Origin of the sequence: Clostridium sp. TF11-13AC, from assembly GCF_003481065.1 — a bacterium.
Taxonomy (GTDB): Bacteria; Bacillota; Clostridia; order Lachnospirales; family Lachnospiraceae; genus Otoolea; species Otoolea fessa.
The window spans coordinates 41573-59063 of sequence record NZ_QUKJ01000001.1 but is presented as its reverse complement, the minus strand read 5'-3'; the positions used below and the strand labels follow the sequence as shown (position 1 = coordinate 59063).

General features: G+C 48.8%; 13 protein-coding genes and 1 riboswitch. Of the genes, 1 reads left to right on the top strand and 12 read right to left on the bottom strand.

Annotated features, from left to right (window positions below):
* Nucleotides 1-93 precede the first annotated feature (93 nt).
* The 6 genes from DXD12_RS00265 to pruA all read right to left on the bottom strand — a co-directional run bounded on the left by DXD12_RS00265 (nt 94) and on the right by pruA (nt 8231).
* Nucleotides 94-786 (bottom strand): hypothetical protein, encoded by a 693-nt coding sequence (locus DXD12_RS00265; RefSeq protein WP_022359683.1) that lies wholly within the window; start codon nt 784-786, stop codon nt 94-96.
* Nucleotides 787-900: 114 nt separating this feature from the next.
* Nucleotides 901-2247 (bottom strand): MATE family efflux transporter, encoded by a 1347-nt coding sequence (locus DXD12_RS00260; RefSeq protein ID WP_333493370.1) that lies wholly within the window; start codon nt 2245-2247, stop codon nt 901-903.
* 20 nt (nt 2248-2267) lie between these two features.
* Nucleotides 2268-3665, bottom strand: a complete 1398-nt coding sequence (gene gltA / locus DXD12_RS00255; RefSeq protein WP_118636943.1) for an NADPH-dependent glutamate synthase — start codon at nt 3663-3665, stop codon at nt 2268-2270.
* Complete coding sequence (locus DXD12_RS00250) at nt 3665-4555, bottom strand: sulfide/dihydroorotate dehydrogenase-like FAD/NAD-binding protein (RefSeq protein WP_118491812.1); 891 nt, start codon at nt 4553-4555, stop codon at nt 3665-3667. The genes gltA and DXD12_RS00250 overlap by 1 nt, the downstream gene beginning before the upstream one ends.
* 91 nt (nt 4556-4646) lie before the next feature.
* On the bottom strand, nt 4647-6035 hold the full coding sequence (locus DXD12_RS15815; protein WP_329997078.1) for a dihydrofolate reductase: 1389 nt from the start codon (nt 6033-6035) through the stop codon (nt 4647-4649).
* Between the two features lie 570 nt (nt 6036-6605).
* The gene (gene pruA, locus DXD12_RS00240) at nt 6606-8231 is read right to left on the bottom strand and encodes an L-glutamate gamma-semialdehyde dehydrogenase (protein ID WP_118636941.1); all 1626 of its coding nucleotides are present in this window, start codon (nt 8229-8231) and stop codon (nt 6606-6608) included.
* A 540-nt stretch (nt 8232-8771) separates the two neighbouring features.
* Between pruA and DXD12_RS00235 the strand changes: the two genes are divergently transcribed.
* Complete coding sequence (locus DXD12_RS00235) at nt 8772-9395, top strand: hypothetical protein (protein ID WP_117796349.1); 624 nt, start codon at nt 8772-8774, stop codon at nt 9393-9395.
* A gap of 435 nt (nt 9396-9830) precedes the next feature.
* Here DXD12_RS00235 and DXD12_RS00230 read toward each other — a convergent pair whose 3' ends face one another.
* The 6 genes from DXD12_RS00230 to ptsP all read right to left on the bottom strand — a co-directional run bounded on the left by DXD12_RS00230 (nt 9831) and on the right by ptsP (nt 17479).
* Entirely contained in the window at nt 9831-11192 is a 1362-nt protein-coding gene (locus DXD12_RS00230; RefSeq protein WP_243017780.1) for a L,D-transpeptidase family protein, read from the bottom strand.
* Nucleotides 11193-11612: 420 nt separating this feature from the next.
* Nucleotides 11613-12503, bottom strand: a complete 891-nt coding sequence (locus DXD12_RS00225) for a cation diffusion facilitator family transporter (protein ID WP_022359193.1) — start codon at nt 12501-12503, stop codon at nt 11613-11615.
* A gap of 101 nt (nt 12504-12604) precedes the next feature.
* A riboswitch (NiCo riboswitch) is annotated at nt 12605-12689 on the bottom strand.
* A gap of 89 nt (nt 12690-12778) precedes the next feature.
* Nucleotides 12779-13972 carry a VWA domain-containing protein gene (locus DXD12_RS00220; protein ID WP_107000351.1) on the bottom strand — a complete coding sequence of 398 codons (1194 nt, stop codon included), beginning with the start codon at nt 13970-13972 and terminating at the stop codon, nt 12779-12781.
* Nucleotides 13962-14777, bottom strand: a complete 816-nt coding sequence (locus tag DXD12_RS00215) for a MoxR family ATPase (RefSeq protein WP_022359195.1) — start codon at nt 14775-14777, stop codon at nt 13962-13964. The genes DXD12_RS00220 and DXD12_RS00215 overlap by 11 nt, the downstream gene beginning before the upstream one ends.
* 249 nt (nt 14778-15026) lie before the next feature.
* Nucleotides 15027-15773, bottom strand: coding sequence for a DeoR/GlpR family DNA-binding transcription regulator (locus DXD12_RS00210; RefSeq protein ID WP_118636939.1), 747 nt, complete (start codon nt 15771-15773; stop codon nt 15027-15029).
* An 80-nt stretch (nt 15774-15853) separates the two neighbouring features.
* Nucleotides 15854-17479 carry a phosphoenolpyruvate--protein phosphotransferase gene (gene ptsP / locus DXD12_RS00205; RefSeq protein ID WP_118492003.1) on the bottom strand — a complete coding sequence of 542 codons (1626 nt, stop codon included), beginning with the start codon at nt 17477-17479 and terminating at the stop codon, nt 15854-15856.
* Between the last annotated feature and the right edge of the window lie 12 nt (nt 17480-17491).

The window sequence follows — 17491 nt, the reverse complement described above, 5'->3', positions numbered from 1 at the left end:
ATGCTTCGCATTCCAAATCGGCAAACTCCGATGTCAGAAATGTATCGTACGGAATTTTCAGTTCAGAAAATTCCTATCTATGTACAATAACAATTATTCCTGTCTCGGATCGATAATCTTAACTGCATCGTCTACACGGCCGTACTGACCTTTTGCCTTCTCATATGCAGTGGTCGGATCGTCGCCCTTCTTGATGAAGTCGGTCATCTTACCTAAGTTTACAAACTGGTAACCAATGATCTGATCTTCTTCATCCAGTGCAATTCCTGTTACATAGCCTTCTGCCATCTCAAGGTAACGCGGACCTTTTTTCAGAGTTCCGTACATCGTACCTACCTGAGAGCGGAGTCCTTTTCCAAGGTCTTCAAGGCCGGCACCAATCGGAAGCCCCTCTTCAGAAAACGCACTCTGCGTTCTGCCATATGCGATCTGGAGGAACAGCTCACGCATGGCGGTGTTGATTGCATCACAGACAAGGTCTGTATTTAATGCTTCCAGTACGGTTCTTCCCGGAAGAATCTCTGCTGCCATCGCTGCAGAATGTGTCATACCAGAACATCCGATCGTCTCTACCAGAGCCTCCTGAATGATACCTTCCTTAACATTCAGGGTCAGCTTACAAGCACCCTGCTGCGGCGCACACCAGCCAACACCGTGTGTTAAACCGGAAATATCCTTTACTTCTTTGGACTTAACCCACTTTGCTTCCTCCGGGATCGGAGCAGCGCCGTGATTTACGCCCTGGGCTACTGGACACATATTTTCTACTTCTTGTGAATAAATCATTGTAAGACTCCTTTCGAAATGATTGGATTTTGTACTTTGTTAATTTTATCACATCAATCCTGTCCCTATTATCTCACGAAATTCTCAATTCGTCCATAGGTTTTTTGTAACTTTTCAGACGGTTTTCTCAATCTTCTTTCTCTCCAAAAAAACATACAAAAACACGACAAAACTAACGAACAGAATACATCCCTTTACCATGCTGGAAATACTTAACGCCCACCAGATACCGCTAAGTCCCATCACAGAGGACAACAACACCGCCACTGGGATGCGCGCGGAGGTAAAGGTCACGCTGACGATCGACGGATACAGCGTCCGCCCCAGACCGGAAAACGCACCGATCGAGGTCTGTTCCACCATCATAAACATCTGGCTCAGTCCCACGATCCGCAGGTAATTGACGCCGAGCGCCATGACCTCTTCTTCCTGCAAAAAGATCGAGAACAGCGGACGCGCCATTCCGATCAGCAAAAATGTCGTGCAGAGTCCCCACGCCGCCGTCATCGCGATCGCACAGAAATAGCCGCGGCGCACACGGTCATACCGCTTCGCCCCATAATTCTGTCCGAGGAATGCATTGACTGCCGCCGAAAAGCCATCTCCGACCATCCAGGAAACGGATTCAATCTGACTGCCAACACGCTGTGCCGCCACTGCCAGATCACCCCATCCGGTGATAAGGCGGGTCAGAATCATCGAAATTCCTGCGTAAATCAGGTTCTGCACCGCCGACGGCACACCGATCCGCACGATCTCCCTCCAAACCTTCACTGGAACCAGCACCCAGAGACGCAGATGCGGAAACAGCACCTTTTCCCGCAGGACTGCCTTGAAAAACAGGAGGCTTACGAGCGCCTGTGCCGTGACCGTCGCAGCCGCTGCTCCGCTGACTCCCAGTTCCGGAAATGGTCCGATTCCAAAGATCAGCACTGGATCCAGTACAACATTGAATACAAGCCCCGCCACGTTGACGATAAACGGAGTCCGGCTGTTTCCCGCCGCCGTCAAAAGTCCGGTCAAGATCGCATTTAGATAAGAAAAGATCACAAGCCCACAGGCGATCCGCACATACCATTCTGCCTGTGCAATCACCTCCGGGCTGTTTAATTTAAAAAATCCAATTAACCGACTGGCTCCAAAGAGCGAAACCAGCCCATACAGCACGGCAAACAAAATTCCCAACTGCAGCGCACCTCTCGCATACTGCGCCGCACTGTCATTTTCTCCCGCACCAAGACAATGGGCGGTCTTTACCTGACCGCCCGTCCTCGCCAAAATCGCAAATCCCTGTGAAAACCAGGTATACATACCTGCCGATCCCACCGCCGTGACGGCGCCTGCCCCGAGGCGTCCGATCCACGCCATATCAGTCAGATTGTAAAGCATCTGAACCAGAGAGGTCGCCATGATCGGAAGCGCCAGCCGGGTCAGTGCCGGAGCGATTGCTTCATTCAGCAAATCTACATGATGAGATTTCATTATTTTGCAGAAAGATACTCGTCGATGCCTCTTGCACCTGCTCGTCCGGCTTCCATCGCGAGAATAACCGTAGCCGCGCCAGTCACTGCGTCGCCTCCGGCGTAAACGCCCTCTTTCGTTGTCTTTCCATTGCTCTCATCCGCCACGATACATCTCCAGCGGTTAATCTCCAGACCTTTGGTCGTATTGGAAATCAGCGGGTTCGGGGAAGTACCCAGCGCCATGATAACAGTATCTGCATCGATCGTGAAATCAGAACCGACCACCTCAACCGGACGTCTTCTTCCAGATTCATCCGGCTCGCCAAGCTCCATACGGCGGCATACGATGCCTTTGACCCATCCGTTCTCATCTTCGAGAATCTCAACCGGGTTGGTCAGAAGGTCAAAATGGATGCCCTCCTCTTTTGCGTGATGTACTTCCTCCACACGTGCCGGAAGCTCTTTCTCACTTCTTCTATATACAATATGAACTTCTGCACCGAGACGCAGAGCCGTTCTTGCCGCATCCATCGCTACGTTTCCGCCGCCGACTACAACTACCTTCTTCGATTCCATGATCGGTGTGTCATAATCATCGCGGAATGCCTTCATCAGGTTATTTCTGGTCAGGTACTCATTTGCGGAAAATACGCCGTTGGCATTTTCACCCGGAATACCCATGAACTTCGGAAGTCCGGCACCAGAACCGATGAAGACTGCCTGGAAACCTTCTTCATCCATCAGCTCGTCGATTGTGATAGATTTTCCGATAACTACGTTTGTCTCAATCTTAACGCCCAGCTTGCGGACATTCTCGATCTCCGGCTGTACAACGCCGCTCTTCGGAAGACGGAACTCCGGAATGCCGTAGGTCAATACTCCGCCCGGCTCATGAAGTGCCTCGAAAATGGTTACTTCATAGCCCAGTTTTGCCAGATCGCCTGCACAGGTCAGACCTGCAGGACCGGAACCGATGACTGCTACTTTCTTTCCGTTTGTCTTCTCCGGCGCTGCCGGTACAAAACCATGCTCACGGGACCAGTCTGCCACGAAGCGCTCAAGTTTACCAATGGAAACCGCCTCGCCCTTGATACCGCGCACACACTGTCCCTCACACTGGGATTCCTGTGGGCAGACACGTCCACAGACTGCCGGAAGTGCCGAAGAAAGTGCGATGACTTTCGCTGCCTCCTCAATATTTCCCGCTTTTACTTCCTGGATAAACGCCGGAATATTGATGGAAACCGGGCATCCAGCGATACATTTTGCATTTTTACAGTTCAGACATCTCTCAGACTCCGCAACTGCTTCTTCCATATTATAGCCGAGACATACCTCTTTAAAATTAGTCGCACGTACCTTCGGATCCTGCTCTCTGACCGGCACCTTTTTCATCATATCTCTCTTTGCTTCCATTATTTGTCACCTCCGCACTGTCCGCATCCGCCGTGATGAGTATCGCCCTCTTTCAAGCGCAGCATCGCTCTGCCTTCCTGAGTCTTATAAATTCTCTGACGTTCCATCGCCTCGTCAAAATTAACAAGATGTCCATCAAACTCCGGTCCGTCTACGCAGGCAAATTTGACCTGGTCGCCTACGGTGACACGACAGGCACCACACATACCGGTTCCATCTACCATGATCGGGTTCAGACTGACAATCGTCGGAATCTCCAGTTTTTTCGTCAGCAGGCAGACAAATTTCATCATGATCATCGGTCCGATTGCAACACAGACATCGTACTTGCGTCCCTGTTTTTCAACTAAATCCTCGATGACACCTGTAACCATACCTTTAATGCCAAAGCTGCCATCGTCGGTTGTGATGTAAAGGTTTCCGGCTGCCTTCTCCATCTCCTCGGTCAGAATCAGCAGATCTTTGGTCTTAGAACCTACGATAACATCTACATCAATGCCGTGCTCATGCATCCATTTTACCTGCGGATAAACCGGAGCCGCACCGACGCCGCCGGCTACGAAGAGGTATTTCTTCTTTTTCAGCTCTTCTATATTCTCATGGATAAACTCGGACGGATTTCCAAGCGGTCCTACGAAATCATGGAATGCATCCCCAGCCTTGAGGGTGCTCATCTTCTCGGTAGAAGCTCCCACGGTCTGGAATACGATCGTGATCGTTCCTGCCTGACGGTCAAAATCACAGATGGTCAGCGGGATTCTCTCGCCCTCTTCGCCCATCTTGACGATGACAAATTCGCCCGGCTCACATGCACGCGCTACACGCGGTGCTTCTACAACCATCAGATAAATCTTATCTGCCAGTTTTTCAGCTTTTAAAATCGGGTACATTCTATTCCTCCTTACAGTTATATGAACATTTTATTGTTTGACTTTTCAGAATTCTCAATTATTTTACCACTTTGTCCTATTTTTGACAACCTTAGAGCGATTCCTTTTCCAGCTTCCGATATTCCCTGAATTCATAGCACAAATTGAAAAATGTCTGCTCGCCGCTTCGTCTTACCAGTTCCCAGCCTTCTTTCTCCAGATCAACCATATGTGTGTCTGCCACATAGGAAAAATCAATCCAGGTGATCTGCGCTGTGTCGCAGAACGGAAGGAACTGCCGGTAAACCGACTCGCCGCCGATGATGACGACATCTACATCTGTCAGATGTTTTTCCTGTTTCAGCTCGTCAATCCGCACCAGCGCCTCCTCGACACTGTGGCAGATCTCTGCCCCCTTTACGCTCAGAGCCTTCTTTTTTGTCAAAATCAGGTTGATTCTGCCATCCAGCGGTCGCTGAGCCGGGAAAGTCAGAAACGTTTTATAGCCCATCACGATGATTTTTCCCATCGTTTCCTGCCGGAATAATTTCTGATCCGCCGGGATCACCGTCAGCATCTGCCCTTTATTGCCGATACCCCAGTTCCGATCCACTGCCGCAATCAGCTGAAAATGTCTCGGAAACCGTTCCGGAAACTGTCTTTTGAGTGTCTTCATCATGCTCGCCGCATTGATATAGAATGCCTCGTCTGGCTGTTCTTTCTTATCTACATGAGAATGGAACACGCGCTCCATCTCCCGAAGCGCCGTCTCTTCTTCCGGGAACCGGTTCATAATATCAATCATTGCATCACGGCTGTCACGAAGCTTCTGCATCAGGACATCCCAGATCGTCGCCTTATCCGCTTCACTGACAAAGCCATAGTGGTTTAAAATAATCTCTTTTGCATCCAATTCCGATGAATACTCGATCGATTCTTCTGCCGCCTTATAGTCTACCAGAAACGACGGCATATAACTCCCATCATGCCCCATGACGCCTACCGTCTCACTGCACAGCATCAACTCATCGTCAATCAGGTAAGACATGGAACATTTCGTGTGGCCGATCGTCGCAAACGCGTAGATCGTATGGTCGCCCAGTTCGATCGTCTCACCGTCCTCCAGCGATACATCAATCTGTAAATCTGCATCGTCATATTCCGAATCCCATGGAAGCCCCGCCGCTTCTGCCGCCTCGCCGCTTAGACGCCGGATCGTCTTCAAAGCGCCCGGTTTCACTAAAATTTCTTTTGCGCGCTCGGAAGCATATGTTTTCACCCCCGGCCATGCTTTCCGCACCGCCGGAAGCCCCGCTACATGATCATAATGGGAATGGGATAAAAGAACCGCGTCTAACTCTGCATCGCCCAGTTCTCTTTTTATATTTTCCACCATCTGATCGGCAGCATACGCCATCCCCGCCTCGAACAGGAGATTGGCTTTTCCCTTTATCAAAAACACTGCACCGCTTCCGCAGCCAGATACATCAATCACCGTCATTGCTTTCTCATCCTTTTTGTTTGAATTTAAAATCGAACTGAGAAAATTTGAACAAAAACAAATCCTCAAATCCATATTTCGTATTTGATTTTATTTTACTGGATCTTTATGAGAAATACAAGGACTGCTTCAAATCAGATGAATGTAAGGAATAATAGGGTAACTGTTCACAAATAGGAATTTTCTGAACTGAAAATTCCGTACGATACAGTTCTCGCAGCAGATTTTGCCGATTTGGAATGCGTAGCATCGGCAAAATCCCGTTGCTGGGCACACATGTGTGAGCAGTAACATAATGGGATTTTTAATAACAGAATGCCGCAATTTCATTCCAAACAAACGGAACAATATCTGAGCGGGTGTAGCTGGGATACTCGGACAGAGTTTCTAAATTATAAAAAAGATCGGCACCGATATGAAATCGTGTGTTTCGTTACACAGATTCCGGATCAGCGCCGATCCTCTGGGTGGTTGGTTTTAATTTAGTAAATTATGGGGAAGAGCTGCGCCCCAGCATGCTCAGTGGCTTCAGCGTGCTCAGTGCCCCAGCTCAAAAAAGCTGCGCTTTTCCTATGCCTCAACCATGTATGGATAAGTTACATCCAGGCACGGTACTCTAAGTTCTTTGATGGTTCTCGGGCTTAACCAGCGATACATGTTGATCTCGCTTCCGGCTTTATCGTTGGTTCCTGATGCTCTTGCACCACCGAACGGCTGCTGACCGATAACTGCACCAGTTGGCTTGTCGTTGATATAGAAGTTTCCGGCTGTTCCTTTGAGTGCATCTTCCATCTTAACGATAGCTTCGCGGTCATCTGCAAAGATTGCTCCGGACAGGCCATAGGACGTTGCGGTATCGCAGCTTGCCAGAGTCTCATCCAGTTTGTCATCCGGATATACATATACGGTCATAACTGGTCCAAAAATTTCCTCTACCATAGTCTTGAAATCTGGCTTCTTAGCCTCAATCAGGGTCGGATATATGAAATATCCCTTGGAATCATCGTATCCGCCGCAGATAACGTCTGCATCCTCGGATGCTTTTGCATAGTCGATGTACTCTTTGTTGGTCTTGAATGCGGATGCATCGATAACAGCGCCCATCAGGTTTGTAAAATCGGTTATATCGCCAATTTTAATCTTCTCAATCTCTGCCAGCATACCCTCTTTAACCTGCGGCCAGATGCTTGCCGGAACAAATGCACGGGAAGCTGCGGAGCACTTCTGTCCCTGATACTCGTAGGATGCTCTTGTCAGAGCTGCTACCAGACCCGGTACATCTGCGGAATTGTGAGCAAAGATGAAGTCCTTTCCACCAGTCTCGCCAACCAGACGCGGATATGTTTTGTATTTCTTGATGTTCTCGCCTACTAAGGAGTAAACACCACTGAATACTTCGGTAGAACCTGTGAAATGGAATCCTGCCAGATTCGGATCGCTTAATACGTACTTGCTCATGTCAGAACCACGGCTCGGTACGAAGTTGATAACACCTGCCGGAAGCCCTGCAGCCATCAGGGCCTGCATTACATAGTAGTTGGAAAGAACTGCTGTGGTAGCCGGTTTCCAGAGAACTACGTTACCTGCGATCGCCGGAGCGGTCGGAAGGTTAGCACCGATGGATGTGAAGTTGAATGGGGAAATCGCGGTTACGAAACCTTCCAGTGGACGGTACTCGATGCGGTTCCAAACATTCGGTGTGTTGTTCGGCTGTCTGTCATAAATCTGCTGTAAGTAGTATACGTTGAAACGAAGGAAATCAATCAGCTCGCAGGTATCAATCTCAGCCTGATATGCGGTCTTGCTCTGTCCTAACATGGTAGCTGCATTTACTTTATCTCTCATCGGACCAGCGATTAAATCAGCTGCTTTTAAAAAGATAGATACGCGGTGTTCCATCGGCATCTCGGTCCATGCTTTTCTAGCTGCCAGAGCCGCTGCGATTGCATCCTTTAACTCTTTCTCACCGCCGGAAGCTGCTTCTGCGATTACATGAGCATGGTCATGCGGCATAACTGCTTTGGTTTTTCTCTCTGTCCAAACTTCCTTACCACCGATGATCATCGGAACCTGAACAACCTGTGCGGACTGGCGCTCCAGTTCTTTCTTTAAGCTGGCTCTCTCCGGGCTTCCTGAAAGATATGCTTTTACCGGCTCATTTTTCGGCATCTCTACTTTGAAATATCCATTGCTCATTGTTCATCTCTCCTTTTTGACATTTTGTCTCATTCGTGATTATGATATGAATTTTTTTCTCACTTCATTTTCGTAAAATCTAATTTTTTCTTTTCAATTTTCATATTAGTGAATTTCTATGGCTAAATATTAGCATGTTTTTCATTTTGTGTCAATACTATTTCATATTTAAAAATACATATTTTCATTATGTTTTTCTGTGCATATCGCATAATATCTTTGCTTTTTCCTGTATTCTGTTTTGGATTGTAATTTTTATCGATCTTACTGTTCACGCATACGTGCCCAGTAACAGAATTTGCCGTGGCTTCGCATTTAAATACGGTAAATTCCTGCTGCCACCACGTTTTCTTACGGCACTTTTGCTTCCAAAAGTGTCCACCCGGGAACAGTAACTATCGATTCTTGTAATTCTGTATGTTTTTTTATGCTTTGTTTACGGGACATGGTTTTTGTGGTATACTGATCCCGCCTGAAACAACTCACAAAAGTGAGTTTATCCTGAAAATAATTCACTTATATGAAAAAAGGAGTTTGATTATGCTTAAATTAGAACGTACCAGCGTCATGAATCTGGAAAATGCCATGCGCGGTGCCCGCAATCCGATGAACAGCTGGGGACGGATGGACAGCTTTTATGATGAGAATGGCGAATATAAACTGGGACCGAACGATCTCGACCTTGCGAAACGTCTCCGCAAAGCAGGCAGCGACCACCGCAAGTTTCTGCGCCAGGTATTTGTCTCAGTCGATGTGACCGCACCTCTCTACTGGTGGAAAGAATATGATACTTATAAAGTAGCGACCGTCGCCAATTCAACCAGCACGATGCACAAAATCGCCAGCAAACCGTTTTCGATGGACGATTTCAGCTGCGACCACATGACAGCCGGAACACGCGCATTTATGGAAACAGTTGTCGCCAAGCTGGAGGAAATCCGCCTGCGTTATCTGGAGACAAAGAATAAGGATGACTGGTATGATATGATCCAGCTGCTGCCGAGCAGTTATAATCAGATGCGGACTTGTTCGTTTAATTATGAGACACTGATTAATATTTATTATGCCAGAAAGGATCATAAGCTGGCGGAGTGGCATACATTCTGTGACTGGATCAAGACTTTGCCGTATGGGGAAGAATTGATTATTGGGGAAGGAAAATAGATAATTAGTTTGATTTTCGTGAGAGGGACGGAGAAAAAGCCGCCCGGGCAAAAATGATCAGGTTTCGAGGACTGGGATTTTCTAGGCATTTTCGGTTTGATTAAAAACAGAAAGAAATCCTCACAAAGCAAGTTTGTTGCGGTTTCTTTCAACATCAAATCCGAATCTGCCAAGTAAATCCACAGTCTCGAAAATTCCATTTTTGCCCGGGCGGCTTTTTCTCCTGTTTATTGGATGATAACTTGGTAAAATTTAAGATCCTGGTGTCATCCAGCGCATGAATGCGGCTGGATGACGACGTAGGATCTTTTTTTATGACAGTATTGTGTTTATGATTTTAGCTGACATCTACTGTCTTATCTTATTATCTAATAAAGTAATGCCGTCACTGCTAGTCCTTCTTCTAATTGCTGAATGAGCAATTAGAATAGACGTTTAGTTATGGCAGAGAACTGGCATTCCCTTGTATACTTTCTCGTAGAGAAGTTTTGCTTTATCAACCGGCAGATTGATGCAGCCGTGGCTGCCGGAATACTGGTAGATGGTTCCGCCGAATTTACTTCTCCAGCTTGCGTCATGGAAACCGATGCCGCCGTTGAATGGCATCCAATAGTCTACGTGACTTTCATATTCATATGTGCCATCTGCCTGTTTGGCGCCGCGCAGAACGCGGTCGGCCTGCTTGTAGGTCAGGCTGTAAATACCTTCCGGGGTTGTGTAGTTTTTGGACACGTTTCCGGTTACGCACGGAGCATCCCAAGTCAGGGCGCCGTTTTCATACATATATACATGCTGGGCGCCGAAATCAACTTCTGCGTAGGTATTGCCCCAGTCTGCGTCTGAATGGCTGGCTGCCTGCTGGGAGAACTGGACTTCACGTTCCTGATTGATACCTGTCTGCGCCATCAGAACCAGGTTGTCTGTCTCCGCAGTCTGGTCAATCTTCCATCCATAAGGGCCTGTCAAGGCTACCTCTTTTCCGGAAGTGGTATGGAAAGTACGGGTAGTTCCAGCTGTGTCGTATTTCGCTGCCAGCGCCTTGATGTAAGCAGCTGCCTTATCGCGGTCTACAGTAATGACACCATTCTCGCCGCCTGTATACCAGCTGACATATTCAGTACCGGACAGTGTCTCGGTCGCATCACCGATATGGAAGGTGATGGTCGCATTTTTAGCCTGGTTCATCTGGGCGCAGAGTGCTTTTAAGGATGCATCGCCGGAAGTCACCTGGATCGGTGTGTAACATCCCAATGCTTCCAGATCGATCTCTGTCATGCCGGAGGCGATCGCCGCATTGATCGCCGTCTGTACCTTTGCCTTATCCACAGATTCTCCCTTTACTTCCGGAACAATCGTGAAATCTTTTCCTTCTTCCCAGGCGGATATATGGGCATCTACCGTCGGTGCTACACTATCTGACATACAATTTAAGGAAGCAATGCGGTTTGCAAGCATCGTCTGATCGCAGGAAAGCGGCATCGCGATCGTCAGCGCTCCTGCTCCAGCTACCCCTGCTGCCTGCTGGTCAATCGCTGCCTGCAGCTCATTTGTAATCACTACTTTATAGCCGATCTCCGCTGCGGTGATCTCTTCTGTCTTGCCTCCGCGTTCTTTGATCGTTAATTTATAAGAACCGTAATTCTGCTCCAGCTTTGCCTTCGCTTCCTCATTGCTCATTCCGCCGACTGCGACGCCATTTACACTTGTTCCATTTGCAAAACTGCCATCTGCCAGTACTGGCTGTGCAAACATCAGCACCAGTGCAGCTGCTGCACCAGTCATTTTAAGTATACTCATACTTTTATTTTTCATTTTTTCACAAACCTCTCTGCCGCGCCATATGGCTGCGGCCTGTATATATGGATTCTGAATCCTTATTATAGCAGAGTCGGAAAAAAAGTCCAGACCGATTCTAAAAAAGATCGTCAAAAGATCCGATTCGTAAGAATTTCTTAACGGTTCCTTTTTTCTTTCCTTTTTCTTTCATTTTTTCCATATTCATGATTGCAGTTTTTCCATTTTGCAGTATGATGGTATTCATTGCAAATGGGAAGTATAACTTTCAGAACGTCCTTAAAAATGTTTAAAATTTTCATGTTCCCAAAAGCGCCAAAAGGACCGCCGCATCTGGCATGCCCTCTTCTAAGTAAACAAGATTTTTATTGTTATCTTGGTCTGCTTAAAAGGAAATATGCCAGTCTGCGGCAGTCCTTCTTTCTATTTCCGGTCAATTTCCGGATTGACATGCACCATAATGTGTTTTACCTTCGGAAATGTCTTTTCAATGCTGTTATGCACCACCTCGGCAATCTTGTGCGCCTCCCGCAGCGGCATGGAACCATCTACCTCAATCTCAATGTCCGCATAAATTTTATTGCCAAAGATCCGCGTCTGAAGCAGGTCAATCCGCGCCACATCTGGATTCTGAAGAACGCAGGCGCGCAGCTGTTCTTCGGTCTTCTCATCACAGGAATGATCGACCATTTTATCCATCGCATCTTTAAAAATCTCATACGCCGCTTTCACGATAAAGACGAAAATAACCAGGCTCGCGATCGGATCCATGACCGGAAATCCCATTCTCGCGCCCACGATTCCGACCAGCGCACCGATCGAGGAAAACGCATCCGAACGGTGATGCCATGCATCTGCCATCAGTGCGCTGGAATCAATCTTTTTCGCATAATATCGGGTGTACCAGTACATCGCTTCTTTACTGACAATAGATATAACAGCCGCTGCCAGCGCCAGCATTCCCGGAACCTGCAGGTGACTGTATTCTCCCTTGAGCACGTCCGTAAGCGCCTCCACGCCAATCCCCAGACCTGTCATAAAAAGAACCATCGAGAGGACAATCGCAGCCACACACTCCATCCGCTCATGTCCATACGGGTGCTCCTTGTCCGGCTGTTTGGACGACAGCTTAATTCCAATCACCACGATCATCGTGCTGAACACATCGGACGCCGAATGGATACTGTCACTGATCATCGCATTCGAATGTGCGAACACGCCGGCTAACAGCTTCATAAACGCCAAAAGGATGTTCACTACTATCGTTACAAAAGACACTTGATTTGCCACCTTCTGAAAATCATTCTGTTTCATATTCGTTACCTCCAAAAAATATCTCATGGCACTAACGATAGGTGGGTGCTGCAAATCCATAAAAAAGTATAAAAAAACACCCACGAACCAGTATGAGTAACTACTGTCCCGTGGATGAAACTAACTTCCACTGTCGCTTCTGCGACCCGACCCCATGATATTCACGGTCTGCTCAGTTTGTACTGTAGTTTGATATGCAGTGCAAAGAGTTTATGATGAATAATAGCACAAATTTACTTTATTGTCAATATCGGGAACCGCCCCTTTTTCCATATTTATTTTTTCAATTCCTTAATTCCAGCCTCAAGTCCTGCCGCCGTCAGCGGAAACATCGGAATCTCCTCGCGGATCAGACTGATCGTGTACGCACCGTAGGCATATGCCCAGTTATTTTCCCGCATCGGGTTCAGCCAGATCGCTGACGGAAAACGCCGGTGCATCTCCTGCAGCCAGTAAATGCCCGTCCGCTCGTTGCTGTGAAAATAGTCGAGACTGCCGCCGCGGTACAGAAGTTCCGACGGCGCCATCGACGCATCCCCAACCAGAATTACCTTGTATTCCGGTTTCAGGTTGTGAAAGACCCACTCGGTCGAGATCTTATCCCTCCAGGAGCAGGACGGCGTCGTAAACAGCTGATCGTAGAAACAGTTGTGGAAATAATAAATCTTCAAATCCTTAAAATGGGACGATTGATTGACCGCCTGGAACAGCCGGTTGCACAGATCCGCATATGCCCACATCGACCCGCCGCTATCCATCAGAAGCAGGAGCTTCGTCTGGTTCTTTCTCGGGCGCTCCATGACGAGCTCCAGACGTCCGCCTTCGTCACAGGTCTTCTCGATCGTTTTCTCCACATTGAGTTCCGTTTTCGGTCCATCCTCACGGCAGGATAAAAGACGCAGCTTTTTGAGCGCCACCTGGAACTGCCGGATCTGGATAACCGCATCGTCGCGGAAATCTCGGTAATTCCGCTGTTCCGCCACCTGCAGCGCGCTCCGGTTTTTGCCCGGTCCGCCCACGCGGATGCCCTTCGGGCTGTAACCGGAATGTCCAAATGCCGACGTACCGCCGGTTCCAATCCACTTATTGCCGCCGTGGTGCTGCTCATGCTGCTCTTTCAGTCGTTCCGCCATCATTTTACGGATATCGTCCAGATCAAGTCCCGCAAACCGCGCATCGACCTCATCCTTATCATACGGCGTCTGCGCGTGCGCCTTGGCAAGCCAGTCTAAGACCTCCTTCGGAAGTTCCTCAAACGTCTGCACATTTTTAAAATATGCCAGAAATGCCTGGTCAAATTTGTCATATTCGGACTCTTTTTTGACCAGAACCGCCCTCGCCATATAGTAAAACTCCGTCAGGCTCGCGTCGTTCAGGTTCATTTCCAGCGCATCCATCAGGCTGTTCCACTCATTGAGGCTCGTCTTCATCCCGTAAGAACGGAGTAGATACAGAAAATCAGTAAACATATCGGTTATTCTCCACCAGCTTTAAATCCTCTGTCTTTTTTAAGAGTACCCCCGCAAACGGGATCTCCTTTTCCAGCTTCTCCACCGGCACGCCGCCGATCACAAGCGCCTGAATCCAGTCCAACACCTCGGAGGTACTCGGCTTCTTCTGCAGGCCGCGCAGATCGCGCACCCGGTAGAAGGCGTCCAGCACGCCGTCGATCAGCTTCTGGTCGAGATCCGGGTAATGTGCCTTGATGATCTTCTCCATCATCGGCTGCTCCGGGAATGCAATATAATGGAAGATACAGCGGCGCAGGAACGCATCCGGCAGCTCCTTCTCCGCATTGGAGGTAATAATCACAATCGGACGGTGCTTCGCTTTGACAGTCTTTCCCGTCTCCGGAATGTAAAATTCCATCTTGTCAAGTTCCCAGAGCAGGTCGTTCGGGAATTCCAAATCCGCTTTATCGATCTCATCGATCAAAAGAACCGTCTGCTTTTCCTTCTCAAATGCCTCTCCCATCTTTCCGAGGCGGATATATCTGGCAATATCATCAACGCCATCCGCACCAAACTGGCTGTCGTAAAGACGCTGTACCGTATCGTACACGTAAAGACCGTCTTGTGCGCGGGTCGTCGATTTAATATTCCAGATCAAAAGTTCCATATCGAGGGATCTGGCAATCGCCTCCGCGAGCATCGTCTTTCCAGTGCCCGGTTCTCCCTTGATTAAGAGCGGCTTTTTGAGCGCCGCCGCAATGTTAACGCTGCGGATCAGTTCATCCGAAGCGATGTATTCGTCACTGCCGTGAAATTGCTGCATGGTAAATTCTCCTTTTAGAAAGTTCTCCTTTTACATAACTGTAAACACTAACAAGGGCAGCATAACGATTCAGGATCCATGCTGACTGCGATCGGTTCGGATCCATCGTTCCTCCCGATCGTCATACATAATCCTGCCCGTTTGCCACCCTATTGATTTTCTATAAATATAGCAATATTCTAATAGTTTGTCAAATCGTATATATGTTAGGATTTCATTAGAAAAACTCGATTGTTACTGCTCACTATTCTACTTTGCCACCCGGATATTCTTGCTGCCGCTAAATCCTTCCGGCGGCTCTGTCTCCGTGAGGATCGTCGCTTCTTCAACCCCCCCGAACGTCACCGAACTTACCATGCCGAATTTCTGGCTGTCCGCCAGCACATAGCAGCGCTCTGTCTGGCGCATCGCCTCTTGCTTGACTAATGCCTCATTCGGATCCGGCGTCGTGAAACCGTGGCGCTTGCTGACGCCGTTGGTTCCAAAAAATCCCTTTGTAAAATGATAGCTCTGGATCGTCAGGATCGCCTGACTTCCGATGACCGCCTCCGTCGTGCCCTTTAACTCACCGCCAATCAGAATTACGCGGTTTCCGGCGGCTGCCAGCCGTTTGGCATGTGATACCGCATTCGTCACAAACGTGGCGCTGCGCGCCGGAAGATAGTCTAAGATATAACCGGTCGTCGTGCCCGCGTCCAGATAGACAAAATCATCCGGCTGGATAAGTCCCGCCGCAAACTGGGCGATTCTCCTTTTCTCCTCCTGCTGCAATTCCATCTTCTGTGCCACTGACGGCTCAGTTCCCGTAAATGTCCCGTCCGAGGACACCGCGCCGCCAAACACCTTGGTCAGGCGCCCCGCCTTGTCAAGCGCATTCAGATCCCGCCGGATCGTCGATTCCGAAACTCCCAGCACCTCTTTAATCTCAGGAACTGTCACACTCCTCTTTTTATCCAGAAGTTCCAAAATCAGTTCGTATCTTTTTTCTGTCAGCATGACTCTTTTCCTTTCATCTTCTGCTGTGGTTGAACTTTTTTTAGCTCAATTTTTCACTTCTCTCTGTCTTAATATTCTTATCAACTGCAGCTGCTTTCGACAATGACCTTCCGAATCGGCAGCACACGCCCCGGCGATACGGAAAGCTCATCCACACCCATTTTCAGGAATTCTTTTGTCAAACTCAGATCCGCGCCCAATTCGCCGCAGATACCTGCCCAGATGCCCTCAGCGTGCGCATTTTCGACAACCATGCGGATCATCGCCAGTACCGCCGGATGGTGCGGATCGTAAAATGCATCCAGCTCCGGGTTCTGACGGTCAACTGCCAGCGTATACTGGGTCAGGTCGTTCGTTCCGATGCTGAAAAAGTCCACTTTTTTCGCCAGATCCCGGCTTACCATGACTGCCGCCGGGGTTTCAATCATAATGCCCTGCTTCGGATCGCCAAACTGGAGATTCTGTGCGGTCAGCTCCGTCTTGACCTCCTCGACAATCTTCGCAATCGCCTCGACCTCCCAGACACTTGTGATCATCGGATACATGATCTGGAGATTGCCATAGGCACTTGCCCGAAACAGCGCGCGAATCTGTGTCTTGAAAATCTCCGGTCTTGTCAGGCAGATACGGATCGCCCGGCAGCCCATCGCCGGATTTTCCTCTTTTTTCAGTTCAAAATAATCGCACTGCTTGTCCGCGCCGATGTCCAGCGTGCGGATAATGACCGGTTTGCCCGCCATCGTTTCCGCTACCTGTTTATATACCTGGAACTGCTCCTCCTCCGTCGGAAATGTTTCTTTTTCCAGATACAAAAATTCGCTGCGGAACAATCCGATGCCCGCCGCATCGTTCTGAATGACCGACGCCAGATCCTTGCTGTTGCCAATGTTCGCATACAGGCGGATCTTCTTGCCATCCAGAGTGACTGTTTCGCGCCCTTTCAGTGTTTGCAGCAGTTCTTTCTTCTCCTGTTCCTCCCGCTGCCGGCGGCGCATTGTTTCCAATGTCTCCTCATCCGGTTCCACATACAGGACTCCGTTCGTACCATCCACAATCGCAAATTTCCCATCTACCGTCTCATCGAGCGCCACGTCCGTTCCGATCAGAGCCGGAATGCTCATCGTACGCGCCAGGATCGCCGTGTGGGAATTGACGGAACCGTGTACCGTCACAAAGGATAGCACCTTGTCCTTTTCAAGCTGTACCGTCTCTGACGGTGCTAAATCATCTGCCAGAATAATCACCGGCTCGTCCGTATGGATGCCCTGACCTGCGCCTCCGGACAGAACGCGCACAATCCGCTCCGAAATATCTTTGACATCCGCCGCGCGCCCGCGCATATATTCGTCCTCCATCGCCGCAAACATCTGGGCGAAATTGTCACCGGTCACCGCAACCGCATACTCGGCATTGACCTCCTGCGTATCGATGATATTCTGAACCGCGTCCAGATAGTCCTCGTCCTCCAGCATGATCTGGTGAATCTCAAAAATCGCCGCATTCGCCTCGCCAACTTCTTTTACCGCCTTTTCATACAACTCGCCGAGCTGGCGGATGGACTCCTGAACTGCCGCATTAAACCGCGCTTTTTCCTGCTCTGTATTCTCTATTTTCGTCCGCTTTACGGTCTGCTCGCCTTTCTGATACACACATATTTTTCCAACTGCAACACCGCCAAATACACTTTTTCCACGATACGTCTGCATGACCATTCCCCT

Coding starts and splice junctions, on each gene's coding strand:
- DXD12_RS00225 (WP_022359193.1), bottom strand. CDS start 12,503: ATGAAACAGAATGATTTTCAGAAGGTGGCAAATCAAGTGTCTTTTGTA.
- DXD12_RS00210 (WP_118636939.1), bottom strand. CDS start 15,773: ATGCTGACAGAAAAAAGATACGAACTGATTTTGGAACTTCTGGATAAA.
- DXD12_RS00220 (WP_107000351.1), bottom strand. CDS start 13,972: ATGTTTACTGATTTTCTGTATCTACTCCGTTCTTACGGGATGAAGACG.
- DXD12_RS00215 (WP_022359195.1), bottom strand. CDS start 14,777: ATGCAGCAATTTCACGGCAGTGACGAATACATCGCTTCGGATGAACTG.
- ptsP (WP_118492003.1), bottom strand. CDS start 17,479: ATGCAGACGTATCGTGGAAAAAGTGTATTTGGCGGTGTTGCAGTTGGA.
- DXD12_RS00250 (WP_118491812.1), bottom strand. CDS start 4,555: ATGTACCCGATTTTAAAAGCTGAAAAACTGGCAGATAAGATTTATCTG.
- pruA (WP_118636941.1), bottom strand. CDS start 8,231: ATGAGCAATGGATATTTCAAAGTAGAGATGCCGAAAAATGAGCCGGTA.
- DXD12_RS00265 (WP_022359683.1), bottom strand. CDS start 786: ATGATTTATTCACAAGAAGTAGAAAATATGTGTCCAGTAGCCCAGGGC.
- DXD12_RS15815 (WP_329997078.1), bottom strand. CDS start 6,035: ATGACGGTGATTGATGTATCTGGCTGCGGAAGCGGTGCAGTGTTTTTG.
- DXD12_RS00230 (WP_243017780.1), bottom strand. CDS start 11,192: ATGAGTATACTTAAAATGACTGGTGCAGCAGCTGCACTGGTGCTGATG.
- DXD12_RS00235 (WP_117796349.1), top strand. CDS start 8,772: ATGCTTAAATTAGAACGTACCAGCGTCATGAATCTGGAAAATGCCATG.
- gltA (WP_118636943.1), bottom strand. CDS start 3,665: ATGGAAGCAAAGAGAGATATGATGAAAAAGGTGCCGGTCAGAGAGCAG.